Here is an 18,028-nt window from a genome sequence, read left to right as displayed (position 1 = left end):
CGTCCGCGCGCACCATCGTACGCACTAGGGAACGGTGAACGATTCACATGGCAAAGAAGGACGGTGAGGTCGCGCCGGTCATCATCGGCATGGTCGCGGGATTCGCGGCCGAGTTCGTCACACGCAAGGCTCTGACCTTCGCGTGGACGCGCGCCACCGGTGAGGAACCGCCTACGGACCTGGAGTCCCCGGACGTCAGCCTGGGCCGTGCCCTCGGCTGGGCCGTCGTGGCGGGAGTGGGCGTCGAGGTGGCCAGAGTGCTGGCCGTCCGCGCCGCCCGCAAGCAGATGGTCGGCTCCGGCGGGCGGGACCTGGAGGTCTGAGCCCCGCCCGGGCCGGGCAGCTCACGACGACGGTGGACGGCCCACCACATGGGATCGAACCCACGTGCGGTCGGCCGTCCACCGTCGTGCTGCGAGCCACCGTCCGACGGTCGAACGAATCCGGGTCCCGCACCCCTCAGCGTCCTCGGATACCGTGGGGAGACAGGCTAGGAACCGTCGCCGTCAGTGTCAGGCGCACTCCTTGCAGACCAGCTGACCGGCGCGCTGCTCAGCGAGCTGACTGCGGTGGTGCACCAGGAAGCAGCGCGAGCAGGTGAACTCGTCGGCCTGGCGGGGAAGCACGCGCACGGCGAGTTCCTCGCCGGACAGGTCGGCACCGGGAAGCTCCATGCCCTCGGCCACCTCGTCGGGGTCGACGTCGATGGTGCCGGTGCCCTTGTCCACGCGCCGCGCCTGCAGCTCCTGGAGGCTGTCCTCGTTGATGTCCTCGTCAGTCTTGCGCGGGCTGTCGTAGTCGGTCGCCATCTCTGCTAACTCCATCCCCCTCGTTTAGTGCCTCGTCGCGCGGGTGTAACGCTTGAGAGACCTTCGTTGTGCCCGAATCGGCCGACGAGTTTTCCCGGTGTCGTCCGACCGTGCCCCCTCCCGGGTCACAGTCCACAGGTCAGCAGCACTTTCACGGGATCGTGACCGGAGGCGGCCAAGGTTGGGTGGCCCCTCACGGGTCGTTCCCTGCGGTACTACCCGACACCAGGTGTCTCGTAGACCCGAACACACGCTTGCGCCCACATGCCGGACCAGCCTGGAGCACTCCCCCGAGTACGGGCGAAAACCCAGACATGCCCACGTCAGGAGGGATTCCCTCCGTGTCCACGCCCGGGGAAGCATACCCACCGCAGGTCGACACTCGTGACAGGGGTGGGCGTGTCTTCGGACACGTATAGATACCACGAAGCTGGGCGGTACGCAGCTCGGCCCCCACCTCTATCGGCGTTCGGCGTTCTCCGTCGCGTTGCCCGAAGGCACGGGCAGGCACACCGTGACGACCAGACCGCCGCCCGCGCGCGGCCACGCGGTCACCACGCCAGCGTGGGCGCGCACCACGGATCGCACGATGGACAGACCCAGACCGGCGCTGCGCCCGGAGCCCACGCGGTCGCCGGAACCGCGCCGGAAGGGTTCGAACAGGCCCTCGATCTCGTAGGCGGGGATGACCTTGCCCGAGTTCTCCACCTGGACGGCGGGCATCCCCTCGTACATGCCGCTCCGGACGGTGATCTCGCCTTCGTCGACGTTGTACTTGAGGGCGTTCTCGACCAGGTTGGCCACGAGGCGTTCCAGGAGCACGGGGTCGCCGACCACGGGGGCCGGGCGCAGGTCCTGGCGAAGCGAGAGCCCGGACTTGTCGATGTCGCCGGAGAGCTGACTCAGGACCGTTCCGGCGACCTCGCTCAGGTCGACCCTGGCCTTGGACTCCAGCTCGCGGTCGCTCTTGGCGAGGAACAGCAGGCCGTCGATGAGGCGTTCGTGGCGGGCGTTGGTCTCCAGGAGGGTCTGTCCGACGGTCTTGAGGTCCGGTGAGACGTCCGGAGCGCTCAGGGCCACCTCCAGGAGGGTGCGGTTGATCGCCAGGGGCGTACGCAGCTCGTGGGAGGCGTTGGCGACGAAGCGCCGCTGCCCGTCGAAGGCACGGTCGAGGCGTTCGAGCATGCCGTCGAAGGTGTCGGCGAGCTCACGGATCTCGTCGTCGGGCCCGGACAGGGCGATGCGCTCGTGCAGGGAGCGCTCGGAGAGCCTTCGGGCGATACGGGTGATCTTCTGCAGGGGCGACAGCGCGCGGCCCGCCACGGCGTATCCCAGGGCCACCGCGAGCAGGCCCACGAGGAACAGGGCGAGCAGGGAGAACCGGGTGACGTGGGTGAGGACCTGCTCGATGTAGTGGCTGTTCTCGATCAGCTCGGCCGGGCTCTCCTCGGCGAGGAGCGCGTTGAGCAGGACCGCGACGACCAGGTAGTTGACCAGGACCAGCAGGGAGCCCGCGGCGAAGAACAGCATCCCGTAGATGAGCGTGAGGCGGGCACGCAGGCTGAGGTTGTCGGTGAAGCGGTGGACCGTGGCGTGGACTGTCGCGTGCGCGGAGGAGCGTTCGGCCCCGTCGCCGCTCGGGGCGACGGAGTTCAGGCTGCGCCAGGTCCCGGTGTCCCCGGGGCGCGTGGGTTCGACCTGCCCCGGTTCCGGGCGCTCCCCCGGTCTCACAACCGGTACCCCGCCCCCGGAACGGTCTGGATGACCGGTGGGTCACCGAGTTTCTTGCGCAGGGTCATGACAGTGACCCTGACGACGTTGGTGAAGGGGTCGGCGTTCTCGTCCCAGGCCTTCTCCAGCAGCCCCTCGGCGCTCACCACGGTCCCCTGGGCGCGCATGAGTACCTGGAGGACGGCGAACTCCTTGGGCGTGAGCGAGACCTCGCGGTCGTCCCGGCGCACCTGGTGGTTGGCGGGGTCCAGGGTGATGCCGCCCCGCTCCAGCACCGGCGGCAGCGGGGGCGCGGAGCGCCGTCCCAGGGCGTGCACGCGGGCGATGAGCTCGGCGAAGGCGAAGGGCTTGGCCAGGTAGTCGTCGGCTCCCAGGGTGAGTCCCTCGACCTTGTCCTCGACACCGTCGGAGGCGGTGAGCATCAGGATGCGGCCGTTGTAGCTCTCGTTGACCAGGGAGCGGGCGACGTCGTCCCCGTGCGTGCCGGGCAGGTCGCGGTCCAGGACGACGACGTCGTAGTCGTTGACCGAGGTGTACTCCAGCGCGGTGTCGCCGTCGTAGACGACGTCGACCGCCATGGACTCCCTTCGCAGCCCGACCGCCACGGCGTCGGCCAGGACCCGTTCGTCTTCGACCACGAGTACGCGCAAGGTTGTCCTTCTGGAGCGTCGGTGTCTGGAAACAAAAAGGGGGCCGCTGCCGGCGCATCCCCCAACACACCGGCAGCGGCGTTCTTGGTCCCGGCCGCGTCAACCGTTCTCCCACAGTGGAGGTAAGGAGACGGTAAACCCGTGGGTTTCCTCGTTCCCCTCGCCCCCGTGTGGCACGGGCGCTGGGCCGGGAGCCTTGCGGCTCCCCCTGTGCACGGGGTGGCCGCCGCCGGCGAATCCCCCAACCGTCGGCGACGGCTCAACCCCGCACATCTCAAATCTGACAGATCAAGAATAAGAAACAAGTAAGCACAAGCCCTGTTCGGAAAATGTGTCTTGCGACACTCTTTACCGACGCTTGGCCCGTGTTCACGCGCCCGTGCACGGCTGGGCCCCGGCGTCCCGCTGAGGCGCATCTTTCCATCCTACGGAAGCGACCCCTCCCCCGCCGGGGAATCACGGAACCGTCACACGCGGGGGGTGGGAGTTTGACCCGGATCACAGTGCGGTACAGGTAGGAGACGCACGCGTGGACACCGGGAACCCACCCGGACCGCGACGGGCACGCATGTCACAGGGTCGTGACGTCTTCGATTCGTGCGCACGCGCAGGCGTGCGCATACGGATTGCGCCGGGGCACCACCATGCCCCGGTGCCTACCCCTGGAAGAGGTGCAATGGGCGAGTTCATGGCGGAGATCAAGGTCCGTATCCATGAGACCTACCGGTCGATCGAATCGGCGAGGGACGCCGGGGACGAGTTCCTCGCCGACACCCATGCGTCAGAGCTGGAGGATCTCTACCGCATCGCGGCCCGCAACGGCGTCGACGCCCACTCCTGACCGGAGCGGCGGACGCCGCCCCCGCCTCCTGGGGCTCAGGGGCAGGCTACGTCGGGGCGGGGCGCGCCACCTCCTCGTGAGGGGCCGCGACCCCGTCTCCCCCGCGCCCCGGGTGCCACCGGCACCCGGGGCGCCCTCGTGTCCGCGTCAGCCGTCGGTGTCGGCGCCGAGCGGCGCCAGGAGCGCCTCGAGGTCCTCGTAGAGTCCGGAGCGGGCGACGATCACCAGGTCGTTGCTGGGCGGCCCCGCCTGCGGTCCGCCCACGCGCAGACCGGCCTCGCTGGCGATCAGCCCGGGAGCGGCCCAGTCCCACAGGTGGAGTCCGCGCTCGTAGTAGGCGTTGTAGCGACCTGTGGCCAGGCCGGTGATGTCGACCGCCGCGGAGCCGACCCTGCGGATGTCACGGATGTGCGGGATCACCCCGGTGAGCACCTTCGCCTGCTGGAGGCGGCGTTCGGGGAGGTACCCGAAACCGGTGGCGACCAGGGCCCGGTCCAGCGGTACCGCCTCGGGTGCGCGGAGCACGCGGCCGTCGAGCCGGGACCCGCCACCCAGGACGGCCTCGAACATCCGCCCGTGCGCGGGGATGTGGACGGCGGCGGCCACGATCACGCCGTCGACCTCCGCGCCGACGGCCACGCCCCAGTCAGGGCTTCCGTACAGGTAGTTGACGGTGCCGTCGATGGGGTCGACGACCCATCGCACGCCGCTGGATCCCTCGACCCCGCCGCCCTCCTCACCGAGGACCGCGTCGCGCGGTCGTGCCGCGAGCAACCGGTCCCGGATCAGGTCCTCGGTCGCGCGGTCCATCTCGGTGACGACGTCGGTGGGGCTGGACTTGGTGTCCAGGACGGTGATGCCCTCCTGCCCCTTGGCCGCGAACTCGCCGGCCTCGGCCGCCACAGCGACGGCCAGGTCCCGCAGCTTCTCCGGATCGTGGGGGGACTGGATGGTGGTCACGGGTGCCCTTCCGCTCGTGGTCTCCGGGTCCGTCGCGCCCGGAGCGTCCGCCACCGCACTCTATGCGGCGCCCCCAGCCGACGCCCGGGGAACCGGACCGCTCCGGAGCGACGAGTGATCGACGACCACATCGTCTGGTTCGACACCGAGCGGGGGCATTCAACGTTCAAGGGCCTGAGCCCGGTTCACTACCGGGCCCAGGCCCTTGCGGCTTGGGTTTCCACTCAGCCGGTCCAACTGTCGGGGACCAGTGCGGTGCCGAGGCCCTCCCAAGGCGCCCGCGGGTGGGGCGGAGCCACTAGAGCAGCTCGGGCCTGATCCACTCCTTGCCGTGGACGTGGTGATCCAGGAAGGCGAAGATCGTCTCGTACCAGACCTGTGCGTTGCCCGGGGAGAGGATCCAGTGGTTCTCGTCCGGGAAGTACAGGAACTTGGCGTCGACCTCGTGCAGGAGGAGGTCGCGCCACAGGCGCAGACCCTCGCCGATCGGCACCCGGTAGTCCTTGTCACCGTGGATGACCAGCATCGGCGTGCGAATCTTGTCCGCGTGCAGGTGGGGCGAGTTGAGCTGGTAGCGCTCCGGCTGGGCCAGGGGCGTGCCGAACTCGCTCTCCCAGACCGGCGGGTAGTCCGTGGTGCCGCTGAACCCGTCCAGCTGCCACAGGGAGGCGTGGGAGACGATCGCCTTGAACCGGTCGGTGTGCCCGGCGATCCAGTTGGCCATGTACCCGCCGAACGAGCCGCCCATCATGGCGGTGTGCTCGGCGTCGATGTCCTCGCGGGCCTCGGCGGCGTCGGTGATGGCCATGACGTCGGCGTGCGTGCGCGGACCCCACTGGCCCCACGCGCGACGCAGCATGTCCTGGCCGTACCCGGTGGACAGGGCCGGGTCCGGGAGCAGGACCGCGTAGCCCCGAGCCGCGAGGATCCACGGGTTCCAACGCCAGGTCCAGCCGTTGAAGCTCATGTAGGGGCCGCCGTGCACCCAGAGCATGAGCGGGGCGGGCGACTCGGCGGAGGCCTCCTCGGGCAGCACCAGCCAGGAGCGGATGCGGGTGCCGTCGTCTGCGGTGGTCTCGATCTCGGTGAGGGTGCCCGGCATGGTCAGCTCGGAGCCGGGGGTGCGCAGGTACGTGGGCTGGCCGTCGGTGGCGTCGACGTCCAGGCGGACCGGCGCGGGCGGGGCGTCCCAGGCGTCGCGCAGGGCGAAGACGTGGCGGCCGTCCGGAGACGGGTTCAGGGCGCTGTAGGCACCGTGGTCGCCGGTGATCCGGGTCAGCTCGCCGGTGGCCACGTCCAGGCGGAAGACCGGGCGGCGGCCGTTCTGGTCCGCGATGAGGAAGACCGAGCCGGAGTCGGCCGACCACGCGTAGTCCCGGGGCCACAGCTCGTGCTCGGGCAGCAGGTCGCGGCCCTCGCCGGTGGCCAGGTCGGTGATCCACAGCGTGGCGTCGCGGGGCTCGCCGTGATAGCTGCCCTCGGTGGTCGCCTGCGTCAGGACCCTGGTGCCGTCCGGGGAGACCAGGGGTCCGCCGAACTCGTGGTCGGCGTCGGGGCCACCCACGACGGTGCGGCGTGCACCGGAGTCGGTGTCGATCGCGACGACCTCGTCGCGGCGGGAGCCGCCGGAGGTGGGCACGGCCCAGCCGATGAGCAGGGTGGAGCCGTCCGGAGTCAGCTCGGGGGCGGAGCCGAGCAGGGACAGACCCGCGTCGGAGGTGAGGTCGCGGGGCTCACCCAGGCGGGCCTCGTCGTCCTCGGGCGGGGTGGCCGTGAACACGCGGGGGTGGTCGGGGCCGATGTCGCTGTCCCAGGAGCGGACCGGGAGCGCCTCGTGGAGGATCGCGGTCACTCCGGCCTCGTCCCGGGCCTTCCTCGCCTCGGTGTCGGCGTCGGCGTCCTCGGAGCGGGGCAGGAGGTTGCTGGTGAAGGCGACCAGCCCGGAGTCGCGGGCGACCGCGAAGGCGCCGACCCCGCCGGGCCGGGAGGCGACCTGGCGGGCCTCGCCACCGTTGGCGGGCAGCAGCCAGAGGGCGGACTTCGGCTTGTCCTCGGCCTTGGCCTCGGGGTCGACCCGGCCCGTGGTGAAGAGCACCGATCCGTCGGGAAGGAACTCGACGTTGGACTCGCCCTTGGTGGATCGGGTGAGGCGTCTGGGGGCGCCCCCGCCCTCGGACTCCGGGGCCACGTCGATCTCCCACAGTGCGCTGCGGAAGGACTTGGCGTCAGGGGCGATGTCGCTCACGGGGGCGACGAGTCGAGTGCCGTCCGGGGACAGGCGGAGCCCGTTGACGCGGCGCAGGCGGACGTATTCTGGAAGTTCATACCAGGAACGAACCAAGACAGTTACTCCCGAAAAGGTCGACTTGTGGTCCTGGCCGACCCTATCGCTCTCCCAGTGAGCTGAATCACCCCACCTCAGAGGTGGTCAACATTGTTGACACGGGGGCGTGTGGGGAGCCGGTTTCTCAGGAGGTCGGCGCCGCTCCCCCGCCCATGACGCCCAGGATGTGGCGCAGGCTGTTGTTCACGTGGGCCGACGCCGCGCGCGCCGCCTCGTCCTCGGCGCCCTCGCCCACGGCGGCGCAGATCAGGGCGTGCTCGCGGGCGCTGAGCGCCATGCGGTCCGGGGTGCGGCGGGCGATCCTGCGCAGCCTCCGCAGGTGCTGGCGGACGAAGGTGAGGGATTCGGCCAGGTAGGGGTTGGCCGCCCCTTCGGAGACCTCGGTGTCCAGCCGCTCGGTCAGGGCATAGTAGCCCGAGTCGTCACCCCCGGTGCCGTCCTCGAACCGGGCCCGCCATCCCAGGAACTCCCGTTCCAGGTCGGAGAACACGGTGCGCTGCTCGGCGCGGGCGCACAGCCGGACCGCGTAGGTCTCCAGCGCCTCGCGCATCTGGAACTGGTGCACGACGTCCCGGAGCGCGATCTCGGTGACGAAGGCGCCCCGGCCCGGACTGATCCGCACAAGGCCGTCCCGGGTGAGCCGGTGCAGCGCCTCACGCAGGGGTGTCCTGGACACACCCAGGCGCTCGGCGAGCCGGGTCTCGTTCAGGTGCGTGCCCGGGGCCAGCTCCCACTCCACGATCTCCTCGCGCAGCCGCTCGTACACCAGATCGCCCTGTCCCACTCCGTGCTCCTCCCGGGTCCGCGCCGGAGGGGTCCGGCGGCGTTCGACCGCGCCGCTTGACATCGTCCACCCTGGCGGGCCAAGCTCTGACCGAATTGTATACAAGCGGTATCCAGGGCGTGCACAGCGATTGCGCCGCCCTGGACACGAGGAGAGGGGCCCGGGCATGAGGGCGACCACACGTCTGCGCGGGATGGTCGACGGGGGCGGAACCCACGTCGCTCCGGGGGTGTTCGACGGGCTGACCGCCCGGCTGGCCGAGCGGAGCGGGGCCGAACTGGTCTACGCCAGCGGTGGGGCGATCGCCCGCGGCCACGGAGTGCCGGACATCGGTCTGCTGGGGGTGACGGAGGTCGCCGACCGCCTGGCCCAGATCACGGCGGTGACGTCGCTGCCGGTCATCGCCGACGCCGACACCGGGTTCGGCAACGCCGTGAACGCGGTCCGTACGGTGGGCCTGTTCGAGCGTGCGGGCGTGGCCGGGCTGCACCTGGAGGACCAGACCTTCCCCAAACGCTGCGGCCACCTGGACGACAAGTCCCTGGTCCCCACCGTCGAGATGGTGGGCAAGCTCCGCGCGGTGCTGGACGCGCGGACCGATCCGGACCTGGTCGTGATCGCCCGCACGGACGCGATCGCGTCGGAGGGGGTGGACTCCGCGCTGGAGCGTGCGCGCGCCTACCTGGACGCCGGTGCGGACGTCATCTTCGTCGAGGCGCCGGAGAGCGTGGAGCAGATCGAGCTGATCGCCCGGGAGGTCCCCGAGCCCAAGCTGATCAACATGTTCCACGGGGGGAAGACCCCGGTCGTGCCCAGGGAACGCCTGGCCGAGCTGGGGTACCGCCTCGTCATCATCCCCTCCGATCTCCAGAGGGCCGTGATCAGGGCCTGCGAGGACGTGCTGGCGGCGATCGTCCGCGACGGTGACAGCTCGGCCGTCGCGGACTCACTCGCGTCGTTCGCCGAGCGCGAGGAGATCGTCCGGACCACGGACTACCTCGCGCTCGGAACCTGATCCCGGTCGCGTACCGGGGCGTCCGGTGCCGGTACGGCGGCCACCGGGCCCCGGCCACAGGGCAGCGGTGGTCAGCGCTGCTTGCAGCACTGACCGCCGGCCTCGGCGCAGCGCGGCAGGGCGGCCAGCCGTCGCTCGTCGGTCCGGCCGGTGTACTCACGCACCAGCTCGGTCACCATCGACACGAACGCGGGGTGCGTGCCGGGGCTGAGCGCCCGCTCGTAGCCGATCCCCAGCTTCTCGGCGGTCTCGCGGGCCTCCACGTCGAGGTCGAACTTCACCTCCATGTGGTCGGAGACGAACCCGTGCGGAACCACCACCACGGCGGGGACCCCCTCGGTGGCCAGCTCCTCCATGCGGTCGTTGACGTCCGGCTCCAGCCAGGGCTGGCTGGGCGGGCCGCTGCGGCTCTGGTAGACGAGCTCATAAGGGTAGTCGCGGTCCAGGCGCTCCACCACCAGGCGGGCGACCTCGGCGAGCTGAGCACCGTAGGCTCCCGCCTCGCCGTAGCCCTGCTCCGGGCCTCCGCTGGCCTCGGCCATCGCGGTGGGGATGGAATGCGCGGAGAACAGGAGACGCACCCCCTCCCGCTGGTCGTCGGGGAGCCGCTCCAGACACTCCTGGGTGTACTGCGCCAGGGGCTCGACGAAGCCGGGGTGGTCGTAGAAGGGGCGGATCAGGTCGACCTCGGGGGCGTCCTCACCGAGCGCGGCGAGGGCGCGCTCGATGTCCTCGTGGTAGGCGGTCCGACTCGACCAGTTGCAGTAGGCGGAGGTGGGCATCGCCAGCACACGGCGCACGCCGTCCTCGCGCATCCGCTCGAGGGTGTCGGTGAGCATCGGCTCCCAGAACCGGTTGCCCCAGTAGATCGGCAGGTCGATGCCGTTGGTCTCGAAGTCGGTGGTGACCGCGGCGAGCAGGTCCCGGCACTGCTGGTTGATCGGGCTCACTCCACCGAACAGGAAGTAGTGCTCACCGACCTCCGCCAACCGTTCGCGGGGGATGTTGCGCCCGCGGGTGACGTTCTCCAGGAACGGGATGACCTCGTCCTCGCCCTCCGGGCCACCGAAGGAGATCAGCAGAAACGCGTCGTAAGGCCTCATGCACCTCATGAAACCAGCTTTGCGCGACCTCCTCGATCCGGCCCGGCCCGAGTGACGGGACTTTCGTACCTTCCGTGACCAGGGACACTCCTGGTCTGGTCACGCAAGTGACCGATGGGTAATGTCGCCGCATGACTGATGTGTTGTGGCACACCTGGGCCGACACCCACCAGGCCCGCCCGCGCCGAACGGCGACCCCCAACAGCACCGAAGACGTCGTCTCCGCCGTCACGTCAGCGACGGCGGAGGGCCTGCGTGTCCGCATGGTCGGCACCGGGCACTCCTTCACGGACGTGGCCGTCACCGACGGCCTGCTCCTGGCCCCCCACTCCCTGACCCGCGTCCGATCGATCGACGTCGGGGCCGGGACCGCCACCGTCGAGGCGGGGATGCCCCTGTGCGACTTCAACGACGCCCTCGCCGCCGAGGGTGTGGCACTGGCCAACATGGGCGATATCGCGGTGCAGACCGTCGCCGGAGCCGTGCAGACCGGCACCCACGGCACGGGACGGGACGCGGGCGGCCTGGCCAGTCAGGTCGTGGGGCTGGAGATGGTGCTCGCCGACGGCTCCGTGGTCGAGTGCTCGGCCGACCGCGACCCCGAACTGTTCCACGCGGCCAGGGTGGGGCTGGGCGCGTTCGGCGTGCTGACGGCGCTGACCTTCGCGGTGGTGCCCGCCTTCCTGCTGCACGCCCAGGAGGAACCCATGCCCCTGGACGAGGTGCTGGAACGGCTCCCCGAGCTGCGCACGAAGAACGACCACTTCGAGTTCTTCTGGTTCCCGCACACCGGGAACACCAACACCAAGCGCAACAACGTCTCCGAGGGCCCGGCCGAGCCGCTGTCGGCCTTCAGGGGCTGGCTGGACGACGACTTCCTGTCCAACACCGTCTTCGACCGGATCAACCGGGTGTGCCGCCGCTTCCCTTCGGCCGTTCGCACGGTGAACCAGATCAGCTCGCGCGCCCTGTCCGCGCGCAGCTACACGGACGTCTCGCACAGAGTCTTCGCCTCGGTGCGCGACGTGCGCTTCGTGGAGATGGAGTACGCGATCCCTGCGGAGCACCTGGTGGACGTGCTCCGGGAGGCCAGGTCCATCGTGGACCGGGGCGACCACCGTGTCAGCTTCCCGGTGGAGGTGCGGTTCGCCCCGGCCGACGACGTGTGGCTGTCCACGGCGTACGAGCGCGAGACCGCCTACGTGGCGGTGCACATGTACCAGGGGACGCCCTACGAGAGGTACTTCGCCGACATGGAGGCGGTGTTCACCTCCGTGGGCGGCCGTCCGCACTGGGGCAAGATGCACACCCGCGACCGCGCCTACCTGGAGGCCGTCCACCCCCGCCTGGGTGAGGCGCTGGCGGTGCGAGACCGGGTGGACCCGCACCGCCGCTTCGGCAACGCCTACCTCGACAAGGTGTTCGGGTGAGGCCGGTCGCCGGTTGAGGCGGGCGGCCTAACCGACCGGGGTCGTGGCGGGCTCGGGGGCCGGTTCGCCCTCGGGCTGGGGCCGCGACCCGGGGTCGGGGGCCTCTCCACCGCCCGGTTCCTCCGGCTCTCCCCCGTCCACGGGGGGACCGGTCGGGTCGGTCTGTCCACCGCCGGGCGCCTCGGGCTCGGTCTCGACCGGGGGCGTGTCGGTCTCGGGACCGACCGGCTGCTCGGTCTCCGGCAGCTGGGTCCCGGTGTCGCCCTCATCGGTGGGCTGGTCCCCGCCGTCGGTCTCGGGCGTCTCGGACGTGTCCTCCTCAACCTGCGCCGGAGCGGAGTGGCCGCCGAACAGCGAGGGCGAGGTGGGCTCATCCTGCCCCTGGGTCCATGCGGTCAGCGAGCGCCCGGTCATCAGCTCGAAGGTCAGGATCACCAGCATGACCAGGGTGAACACCGCGGCCGCGGAGATGGCCACCGCGCGCCAACCGCGCTTGGGGCGGTCCGCGCCGGACTCATCGTCCGCGCCCTCGTCGTCGGCCGCAGCAGCGAGGCGACCGGTGCGGCCGCCCACCGAGGGGATCAACTCGGTGGCGTCCACCTCGGTGGGGCCGCTGAGCAGGGTGGGGTCCTCGGGGTTTCCGAAGCCGTGCGCGATGGTCTGGCCCGGAAGGTCGCGCCCGACCGTGGGCATGGCCATCGTGCGGGTGGCGTCGTCGTCCTCGGGGAAGTCGAACGCCCCGGGGAAGCCGGTGTCCGCGACACCGGTCGTGCCGGGAGCCGCGCCCGTGGTCCCGAACCCGGTCTGACCGATACCGGCCTGACCGGACTCGGCCGTCTCGGACCCCGACAGCTGTTCGTCGGTGCGTGCCTCGGCGTCGGTGTCCACGAGGGAGCGCGCCACGGTGTGCTGGGCGGCCTTCTTCTCCGCCAGGCCCTTGGCCTGCTCGCCGCTACGGGTGATCCAGTGCTGGATGATCGGCGCCGCGCTGGTGCTGAGCACGGCCATGACGCCGGTGCCGATGACGGTTCCGTAGACGTTGAGGTAGGAGGCGGCGGTGGCGGCGGTCAGCGTCGCGACCCCGGCTCCGGCGACCTGGGCCACGCTCAGGTCGATGCGTTTCCTCCTGCCGCGCTCCTCCGGGTCCTCCCCTCGCGCCTCGGACTCGTCCTCGTGATCGGGTCTTGGCATCGCGCCCTCCCCCCTCTGTCGGCCGCGGTCAGCGCGGCGGGGCACCTGGTTCGTGGGATGGGTGTGTGGCGGGGACGGACACACCCGCGCACCCCAAACTTCGCAAACAGCCCATAAGTGGAAACTTCACCTTACGGGCGACTGGCCGCTGATAACGCCATGAAATTGGAATGATCACTGTGTGGCATCCAACGGCGTGTCGAGTTGCGAACCAGGGGGTGCGTCATGTTCGGACTCGGCCGAGATCGGAGTTTTCCCCGGGCCTGGGGGGATTCGAGGCGCCCGAGATACCATCACGGCGGAGCCTTCGTGCGGGATCCGCGACATTCCCCCACGATCGCTCCCGGTCACGGAAGGTTCACCGTGTCAAGATTGGCACCGGAAGTGACCATAAGAGCCCCGGCCCCGGGGCGGCTCCCACCGTGGTGTCCACCACGGGCCGGGAGGCGGGCACAGTTCGGACATGCCGGGCGCGGTACTGGCCGAACCGTTGTCGGCCGACCAGACTTGGAGAACGCGGGGGAAGGTCCACCGGATCGACCCTCGACGGGACGCGAAAGGGAGGGCGATGCACGAGCTTCGCCTCGTGGCCGTGAGCGAGGACGGCACCTACCTGGTGCTCTCGAGCACCGGTCGTGGCACCCGCTTCATGCTGCCCGTCGACGACCGCCTCCGTGCCGCGGTACGCGGCCAGTTCTCCCGGCTCGGCCAGTACGAGATCGAAGTGGAGAATCCGTTGCGCCCCAAGGAAATCCAGGCCCGCATCCGGTCCGGCGAGACCGCGGAGGCCATCTCCGAGATCTCCGGGATACCCATCGAACGGGTGCGCTGGTTCGAGGGACCCGTCCTCCAGGAGCGCGGGTACATCGCCCAGCAGGCCCAGCGGGCCACCGTGCGTTCACACGGTGAGACCGGACCCGGCCCCTCCCTGGAGGAGGTGGTCAGCAAGCGGATCGGCGCCCACCAGTTGGAGACCGGCGACGCCGAGTGGGACTCGTGGAAGCGCGAGGACCGCTCCTGGCAGCTCAAGCTGGTCTTCCTGCACGGCGGCGACGAACGGGTCGCCCACTGGCTGTACGAGCCCAGACACAACAGCGTGACACCCGCCGACGAGGAGGCCGCCCGGTTCTCCTCCAACGAGCCCCTGGACGCCGTACCGGCCCCCGGGACCAACGTCACACCCTTCTCACCGCGACGCGGCGAACCCACCGACCTGCCCCGCCTGGACGCGCAGTCCGCCGCGGAGCGACGCCCCGACCACGTCGCCCCGCGCCGCCTGTCACCCGCGCAGGACACGCCGTTGGACGAACCCCTGCGCCCCGTGTCCCATCCGTCCGGCACCGATCAGTTCGGGGTTCCGATCCGCGAGGAGCGCCGCCGTCAGGCGCCCCCGCGTCAGGAGCCCGAACCCCGGCGCGCCTTCGAGGCGCCCGGCGACAGGTTCGCGGGCCAGCGGAACGAGATGCCGCCGGCCGCGCCCCGGCCCGAGGCCCCGAGGCACGCCGCGCAGCGACCGGACCCGGCTGCCCCGCGGCGGTACGCCGAGCCCGTCGACTCTCCGCCCGCGCGCCACGAGCCCCAGCGGTACGAACCACAGCGCCCCGAGCCCCGTAGAACGGTCTTCGAGGAGAGCGCCGCCGCCCACGAGGCCCCGGCGCGCCCCGAACCGCTCAGGCACGAGGTCCAGCCCCACGAGTACCGTCAGCCTCCGGAGCCGCCCTCGGCACCGGACTGGCTCGACACCCGGCCCGCACCGGCGCCCGCGCCCCACGTGGAACCGGCCGAGACTGCGGCCGCCGAGGACCCGCAGCAGCGTCCGCGCCGCCGCCGGGCCAGCATCGACCTCAACGACAAGGGCACGCCGCGCCGCGCCGCCGACCAGGCGCCCCCGGCCCCGGCCCCGGCCGTCCCGACGGCAGCGACGGGTTCCCCGGCGGGCGGAGCGGCCAAGCGCAAGGGACGGGGGCGCCGGGCCTCGGTGCCCTCGTGGGACGAGATCATGTTCGGCTCGAAGAAGAGCGAGTGAGCCAGCCCGGCCCCGGGGACCAGTGGTTCCGGGGGCCGGGGCGAACAGCGGTGAGGGGCGGTCGCCATCGTGCGACCGCCCCTCACTGCTGTGTTCCCACTGGTCAGACGCCTCAGACCCGGCGTGCCTCCCCGGCCCCGGCGTCACCGGGCAGGTGCTCCTCCGTGGCCAGGAAGGGCCGCACCATCTCCGGGGTGATCCGCGCGGCGAAGGCCACGGACTCGTCGAGCGCGGCGTCCTGCGCGGTGTAGCCTCCCGTGCCCGCGCCCACGGTGACCTGGAGGTTGGCCAGCGCGGAGCGGCGCTGGAAGAGCGTCTGGGTCCAGGTCCACCCGATCACCGCCGACCGCTCCACCGTGGCCTGCGAACGGGACAGCGAACCCGACCGCACGCTCACCCGTTCGCCGTCGTAGCCGTGCCCCAGTGAGCGGTAGCGGTCGATCCCGAGGGGCACGCCCAGCAGGGCCAGGGCCCCGGCGCCCACGGCCAGCCAGGTGACGTCGAAGTACACGGCCACCACGGCAACGGCCGCGAACGGCAGGACAGCGCGGGTCAGACGCCGGAACAACGCGGCGCGGGGGTGGCGGACCAGTCGTCCCCGGAACAGGGTCAGCGCCCGGTCCACCACCGGCTCCACCGTCGACCTCGGGCCGACCGGCAGGAGCACGGCGCGCGTCGCGGCGTCGCCCAGGCCGGTGACGATGGCGCGCAGCCCCACCACTCCGCGGGTGCGTTCGAGGGGGTTGTCCTGCAGCTCGTACCCCCTGATGCGCCGTTTCTCCAGAGTGACGCTGCGCCGGGTGAACAGGCCTCGCTCGGCGACCAGCGACCCGTCCCGATCCCTCAGGGAGAAGCCCCAGTGGGTGATGGCGTAGGAGACCACCGCGAACACCGGCATCAGCAACACCAGGACACCCGCGAACACCGCCCCGAACAACACGAGGAAGGCACGGTCCGCCGTGGTCACCCAGTCGATGAAGAAGTCGGTCACCATCTGCCCGGCCGACTGCTGCACCATGCCGAACAGGGTCGCCAACACCACGAACGGCGTCAGCAGGTAGCCCAGGCTGAGCGCCCCGTACAGGTACCACCTCCGGGGCATGGTGAAGTGCGTGACGGTGTCGTCCGGGGCCTGGTCTCCCGAGGGCGCACCCGTGGTCGCGGAACCGTCGGTGAGGGGGGCTCCCCCGCCACCACCGGACTCACCCGGCACGGCCGGCTCCTGGCCGCTCCCCTGTTCGGTGAGCACGGCCCTGCGGTGCAGCAGGACCCGGCGCAGCCGCTCGGCCTCCTCGGCGGAGACCGCGTCGAGCTTGCCGTCCTCGGTCCCGGCAGCCGAACCGGCGGCCGCCTCGATCCGGACCACGGCCACACCCAGCAGGCGGTGGAGCAGGGAGCTGGTGACGTCCACCCCCCGCACCCGTTCCAGGGGGATCGTGCGCCGTGACCGCCGGATCAGGCCCCTGCTGATCTCGACCCGGTCCGCACCCACCTCGTAGCGGAAGGTCTGCCAGGTGACGAACCCGCCGACGAGGAGCACGACGACGCCCATCCCCGCGGCGGCCAGCAGCCAGGGGTTGAAGCCCCCGAGCACCAGCCCGACGAGGACCGGAAGGAGGAGGCTCCTGAGCTGGTTGATCGGCCCGACCACCATGGTGCGCGGACTGAGCCTCTGCGCGCGCTCCGCCCCGAACCCCGTCGAAGGAGGGGGCGGCTGCGCCTCTCCCCACCAGGAACGGGAGGTCTCGCCACCGGGAGTCCCTCCGCCAGTGACCTGCCCCGGAGGCACGGGGTGCCAGGGGTACGGTCCACCGCCCTGCGGCTGAGGCTGTTGCGGCTGCGGGGGCTGCTGCTGCGGCGGGTTCTGGTGGTACGGCTGGTTCCAGGGCGCGGGCCGCGGGCCCTGGCCGGGATCCGGACCGCCCGTGCCCCAGCCCGCGTCGCCGGGGCGGTTGACCGGCTCACCGCCCTGCCAGGGTGCGGGTCCCTGGCCTGACCAGGCCCCCGGGGCGGCGCCCGGCCCCTGCCCGGGTCCCGGGTCACGGCCGGTCCAGGGGTTCGGTCCCGGGACGGGTCCGGGAACGGACCCGGTGTGAGGACCGGCGTCCGGCTGTTGGACGGGGCCGTGTCCGGGCGGCCCGGTGTGGGATCCGGGTCCGGGCTGGTCGGCACCCTGCCCGGGGTGGTTCCCGGTCCAGGACTGCGACCCGGGCTGGTCGGCACCCTGCCCGGGGTGATTCGCGGTCCAGGACTGGGACCCGCGTCGGCGGTCCACCGGCCACGGTTCCGAGCCGTGGCGGGGAGCCGCCCCGGGGGCTGCCCAACCGCGCCCGGCCGGTGGAGTCGGGGGTTGTGAGGGGGTGCTGCCCGGGGCGACCCAGGGGCTCGCTCCCCCGGCCGCGCCGGAGTCGGAACCGGCGGGGTCCAGGCCGGGCCCGTCCGGCGTGCCCGGCCCGTCAGGCCCGTCAGGCCCGTCCGGCGCGTGCTCTTCGTGGCGTCCGTGCTGTTCGTCCATCAGGTCGCGTCGTCCCGCAGCGTTCCGGCGCGCACGGCCAGCTCCTCGCTGAGCCTGCGGGCCTCGTCGGCGTCCAGCCCCTCGATGGTCGAGGAACCGGCGTAGGAGGCGGTCTGCACTTGCAGTGTGGCCACACCGAAGATCCGTTCCAGCCATCCCTGGGTGTGGTCCACGGTCTGGAGCCGGTTGACCGGGACCAGCTGCCAGGCGCGGCTGATCCACCCCTCACGGGTGTAGATGACGTCGTCGGCGACCTCCCAGCGGTGCACCCGGTACCGCCAGGACGGGACGATCGCGATCTTGGCCACGGCGTACACCGAGTAGGCGACCGGCAGCGCCCAGGCGTTGTGTGAGGCCCACTCGGGGATCCAGCCCCAGGGGGCCGCGCTCGCGGCCCAGGCCACCAGGCTCAACAGGACCAGGTTGAAGACAGCGCCGAAGAGCAGCCGGAGCGTCCACACTCCGATCGCACGCCCGCTCACCATGCGCAACGGGGGTCGCAGCCGCGCGGTCCCGGCCGGTCCGGGCGGATCGGGGAACTGTCCCGAGGGGGGAATGGCGTCGTGGGGCGGGGTGTTCATCACGTGCACGAGTCTAGGACGTCCCACCCGAACCACGGCGGGCACCAA

General features: G+C 71.4%; 16 protein-coding genes. 6 read left to right on the top strand and 10 right to left on the bottom strand.

The window, feature by feature from the left end:
- Window positions 1-47 precede the first annotated feature (47 nt).
- A complete protein-coding gene (locus tag ADX84_RS01480) occupies window positions 48-323 on the top strand; it encodes a DUF4235 domain-containing protein (RefSeq protein WP_049566119.1) in 276 nt (91 codons plus the stop codon).
- Between the two features lie 189 nt (window positions 324-512).
- On the opposite strand, the gene ADX84_RS01475 is transcribed toward ADX84_RS01480, so the two are convergent.
- The 3 genes from ADX84_RS01475 to ADX84_RS01465 all read right to left on the bottom strand — a co-directional run bounded on the left by ADX84_RS01475 (window position 513) and on the right by ADX84_RS01465 (window position 3,190).
- Window positions 513-809 carry a DUF4193 domain-containing protein gene (locus ADX84_RS01475; RefSeq protein WP_013153901.1) on the bottom strand — a complete coding sequence of 99 codons (297 nt, stop codon included), beginning with the start codon at window positions 807-809 and terminating at the stop codon, window positions 513-515.
- Between the two features lie 459 nt (window positions 810-1,268).
- Window positions 1,269-2,540: a cell wall metabolism sensor histidine kinase WalK gene (locus ADX84_RS01470; RefSeq protein WP_049566115.1), complete on the bottom strand. Its 1,272-nt coding sequence runs from the start codon at window positions 2,538-2,540 to the stop codon at window positions 1,269-1,271.
- A complete protein-coding gene (locus ADX84_RS01465) occupies window positions 2,537-3,190 on the bottom strand; it encodes a response regulator transcription factor (RefSeq protein WP_049566112.1) in 654 nt (217 codons plus the stop codon). The genes ADX84_RS01470 and ADX84_RS01465 overlap by 4 nt, the downstream gene beginning before the upstream one ends.
- Before the next feature lie 676 nt (window positions 3,191-3,866).
- Here ADX84_RS01465 and ADX84_RS26215 point away from each other — a divergent pair.
- On the top strand, window positions 3,867-4,031 hold the full coding sequence (locus ADX84_RS26215; protein ID WP_017545001.1) for a hypothetical protein: 165 nt from the start codon (window positions 3,867-3,869) through the stop codon (window positions 4,029-4,031).
- A gap of 147 nt (window positions 4,032-4,178) precedes the next feature.
- On the opposite strand, the gene ADX84_RS01460 is transcribed toward ADX84_RS26215, so the two are convergent.
- Window positions 4,179-4,991, bottom strand: a complete 813-nt coding sequence (locus tag ADX84_RS01460) for an inositol monophosphatase family protein (protein ID WP_049566109.1) — start codon at window positions 4,989-4,991, stop codon at window positions 4,179-4,181.
- On the opposite strand from ADX84_RS01460, the gene ADX84_RS27055 reads away from it, so the two are divergent.
- Entirely contained in the window at window positions 4,968-5,309 is a 342-nt protein-coding gene (locus ADX84_RS27055; RefSeq protein WP_369801036.1) for an IS3 family transposase, read from the top strand. The two genes, ADX84_RS01460 and ADX84_RS27055, sit on opposite strands and share 24 nt — an antisense overlap.
- Here the strand turns inward: ADX84_RS27055 and ADX84_RS01455 are convergent.
- Together ADX84_RS01455 and ADX84_RS01450 are read right to left on the bottom strand one after the other, a co-directional pair.
- Window positions 5,290-7,332, bottom strand: coding sequence for a S9 family peptidase (locus tag ADX84_RS01455; protein ID WP_049566106.1), 2,043 nt, complete (start codon window positions 7,330-7,332; stop codon window positions 5,290-5,292). The two genes, ADX84_RS27055 and ADX84_RS01455, sit on opposite strands and share 20 nt — an antisense overlap.
- A gap of 127 nt (window positions 7,333-7,459) precedes the next feature.
- Window positions 7,460-8,119: a GntR family transcriptional regulator gene (locus tag ADX84_RS01450; protein ID WP_049566103.1), complete on the bottom strand. Its 660-nt coding sequence runs from the start codon at window positions 8,117-8,119 to the stop codon at window positions 7,460-7,462.
- 166 nt (window positions 8,120-8,285) lie between these two features.
- Between ADX84_RS01450 and ADX84_RS01445 the strand changes: the two genes are divergently transcribed.
- Complete coding sequence (locus tag ADX84_RS01445) at window positions 8,286-9,134, top strand: oxaloacetate decarboxylase (protein ID WP_049566101.1); 849 nt, start codon at window positions 8,286-8,288, stop codon at window positions 9,132-9,134.
- A 71-nt stretch (window positions 9,135-9,205) separates the two neighbouring features.
- Here ADX84_RS01445 and ADX84_RS01440 read toward each other — a convergent pair whose 3' ends face one another.
- Window positions 9,206-10,237: a ferrochelatase gene (locus ADX84_RS01440; protein WP_082206240.1), complete on the bottom strand. Its 1,032-nt coding sequence runs from the start codon at window positions 10,235-10,237 to the stop codon at window positions 9,206-9,208.
- 131 nt (window positions 10,238-10,368) lie between these two features.
- On the opposite strand from ADX84_RS01440, the gene ADX84_RS01435 reads away from it, so the two are divergent.
- The gene (locus tag ADX84_RS01435; RefSeq protein ID WP_049566099.1) at window positions 10,369-11,667 is read left to right on the top strand and encodes a D-arabinono-1,4-lactone oxidase; all 1,299 of its coding nucleotides are present in this window, start codon (window positions 10,369-10,371) and stop codon (window positions 11,665-11,667) included.
- Between the two features lie 27 nt (window positions 11,668-11,694).
- Here the strand turns inward: ADX84_RS01435 and ADX84_RS01430 are convergent, their stop codons facing one another.
- Window positions 11,695-12,858 (bottom strand): hypothetical protein, encoded by a 1,164-nt coding sequence (locus tag ADX84_RS01430; protein ID WP_049566096.1) that lies wholly within the window; start codon window positions 12,856-12,858, stop codon window positions 11,695-11,697.
- A gap of 568 nt (window positions 12,859-13,426) precedes the next feature.
- Between ADX84_RS01430 and sepH the strand changes: the two genes are divergently transcribed.
- Window positions 13,427-14,884, top strand: a complete 1,458-nt coding sequence (gene sepH / locus ADX84_RS01425; protein WP_049566094.1) for a septation protein SepH — start codon at window positions 13,427-13,429, stop codon at window positions 14,882-14,884.
- 112 nt (window positions 14,885-14,996) lie between these two features.
- On the opposite strand, the gene ADX84_RS01420 is transcribed toward sepH, so the two are convergent.
- Together ADX84_RS01420 and ADX84_RS01415 are read right to left on the bottom strand one after the other, a co-directional pair.
- The gene (locus ADX84_RS01420; RefSeq protein WP_049566092.1) at window positions 14,997-16,538 is read right to left on the bottom strand and encodes a PH domain-containing protein; all 1,542 of its coding nucleotides are present in this window, start codon (window positions 16,536-16,538) and stop codon (window positions 14,997-14,999) included.
- 860 nt (window positions 16,539-17,398) lie between these two features.
- Complete coding sequence (locus ADX84_RS01415) at window positions 17,399-17,980, bottom strand: PH domain-containing protein (protein ID WP_199776443.1); 582 nt, start codon at window positions 17,978-17,980, stop codon at window positions 17,399-17,401.
- Between the last annotated feature and the right edge of the window lie 48 nt (window positions 17,981-18,028).

Source organism: Nocardiopsis sp. SBT366, assembly GCF_001083815.1.
Lineage (GTDB): Bacteria > Actinomycetota > Actinomycetes > Streptosporangiales > Streptosporangiaceae > Nocardiopsis > Nocardiopsis prasina.
Note: the sequence above shows the minus strand (reverse complement) of the source record. Positions and strands in the feature narration are given on the sequence as shown.

Bases quoted from the DNA above. Each gene is read 5' to 3' on its own strand.
- ADX84_RS01480 (WP_049566119.1), top strand. From the start codon at position 48: ATGGCAAAGAAGGACGGTGAGGTCGCGCCGGTCATCATCGGCATGGTC.
- ADX84_RS01475 (WP_013153901.1), bottom strand. From the start codon at position 809: ATGGCGACCGACTACGACAGCCCGCGCAAGACTGACGAGGACATCAAC.
- ADX84_RS26215 (WP_017545001.1), top strand. From the start codon at position 3,867: ATGGGCGAGTTCATGGCGGAGATCAAGGTCCGTATCCATGAGACCTAC.
- ADX84_RS01445 (WP_049566101.1), top strand. From the start codon at position 8,286: ATGAGGGCGACCACACGTCTGCGCGGGATGGTCGACGGGGGCGGAACC.
- ADX84_RS01440 (WP_082206240.1), bottom strand. From the start codon at position 10,237: ATGAGGCCTTACGACGCGTTTCTGCTGATCTCCTTCGGTGGCCCGGAG.
- ADX84_RS01435 (WP_049566099.1), top strand. From the start codon at position 10,369: ATGACTGATGTGTTGTGGCACACCTGGGCCGACACCCACCAGGCCCGC.
- ADX84_RS01430 (WP_049566096.1), bottom strand. From the start codon at position 12,858: ATGCCAAGACCCGATCACGAGGACGAGTCCGAGGCGCGAGGGGAGGAC.
- sepH (WP_049566094.1), top strand. From the start codon at position 13,427: ATGCACGAGCTTCGCCTCGTGGCCGTGAGCGAGGACGGCACCTACCTG.
- ADX84_RS01420 (WP_049566092.1), bottom strand. From the start codon at position 16,538: ATGGTGGTCGGGCCGATCAACCAGCTCAGGAGCCTCCTCCTTCCGGTC.
- ADX84_RS01415 (WP_199776443.1), bottom strand. From the start codon at position 17,980: ATGAACACCCCGCCCCACGACGCCATTCCCCCCTCGGGACAGTTCCCC.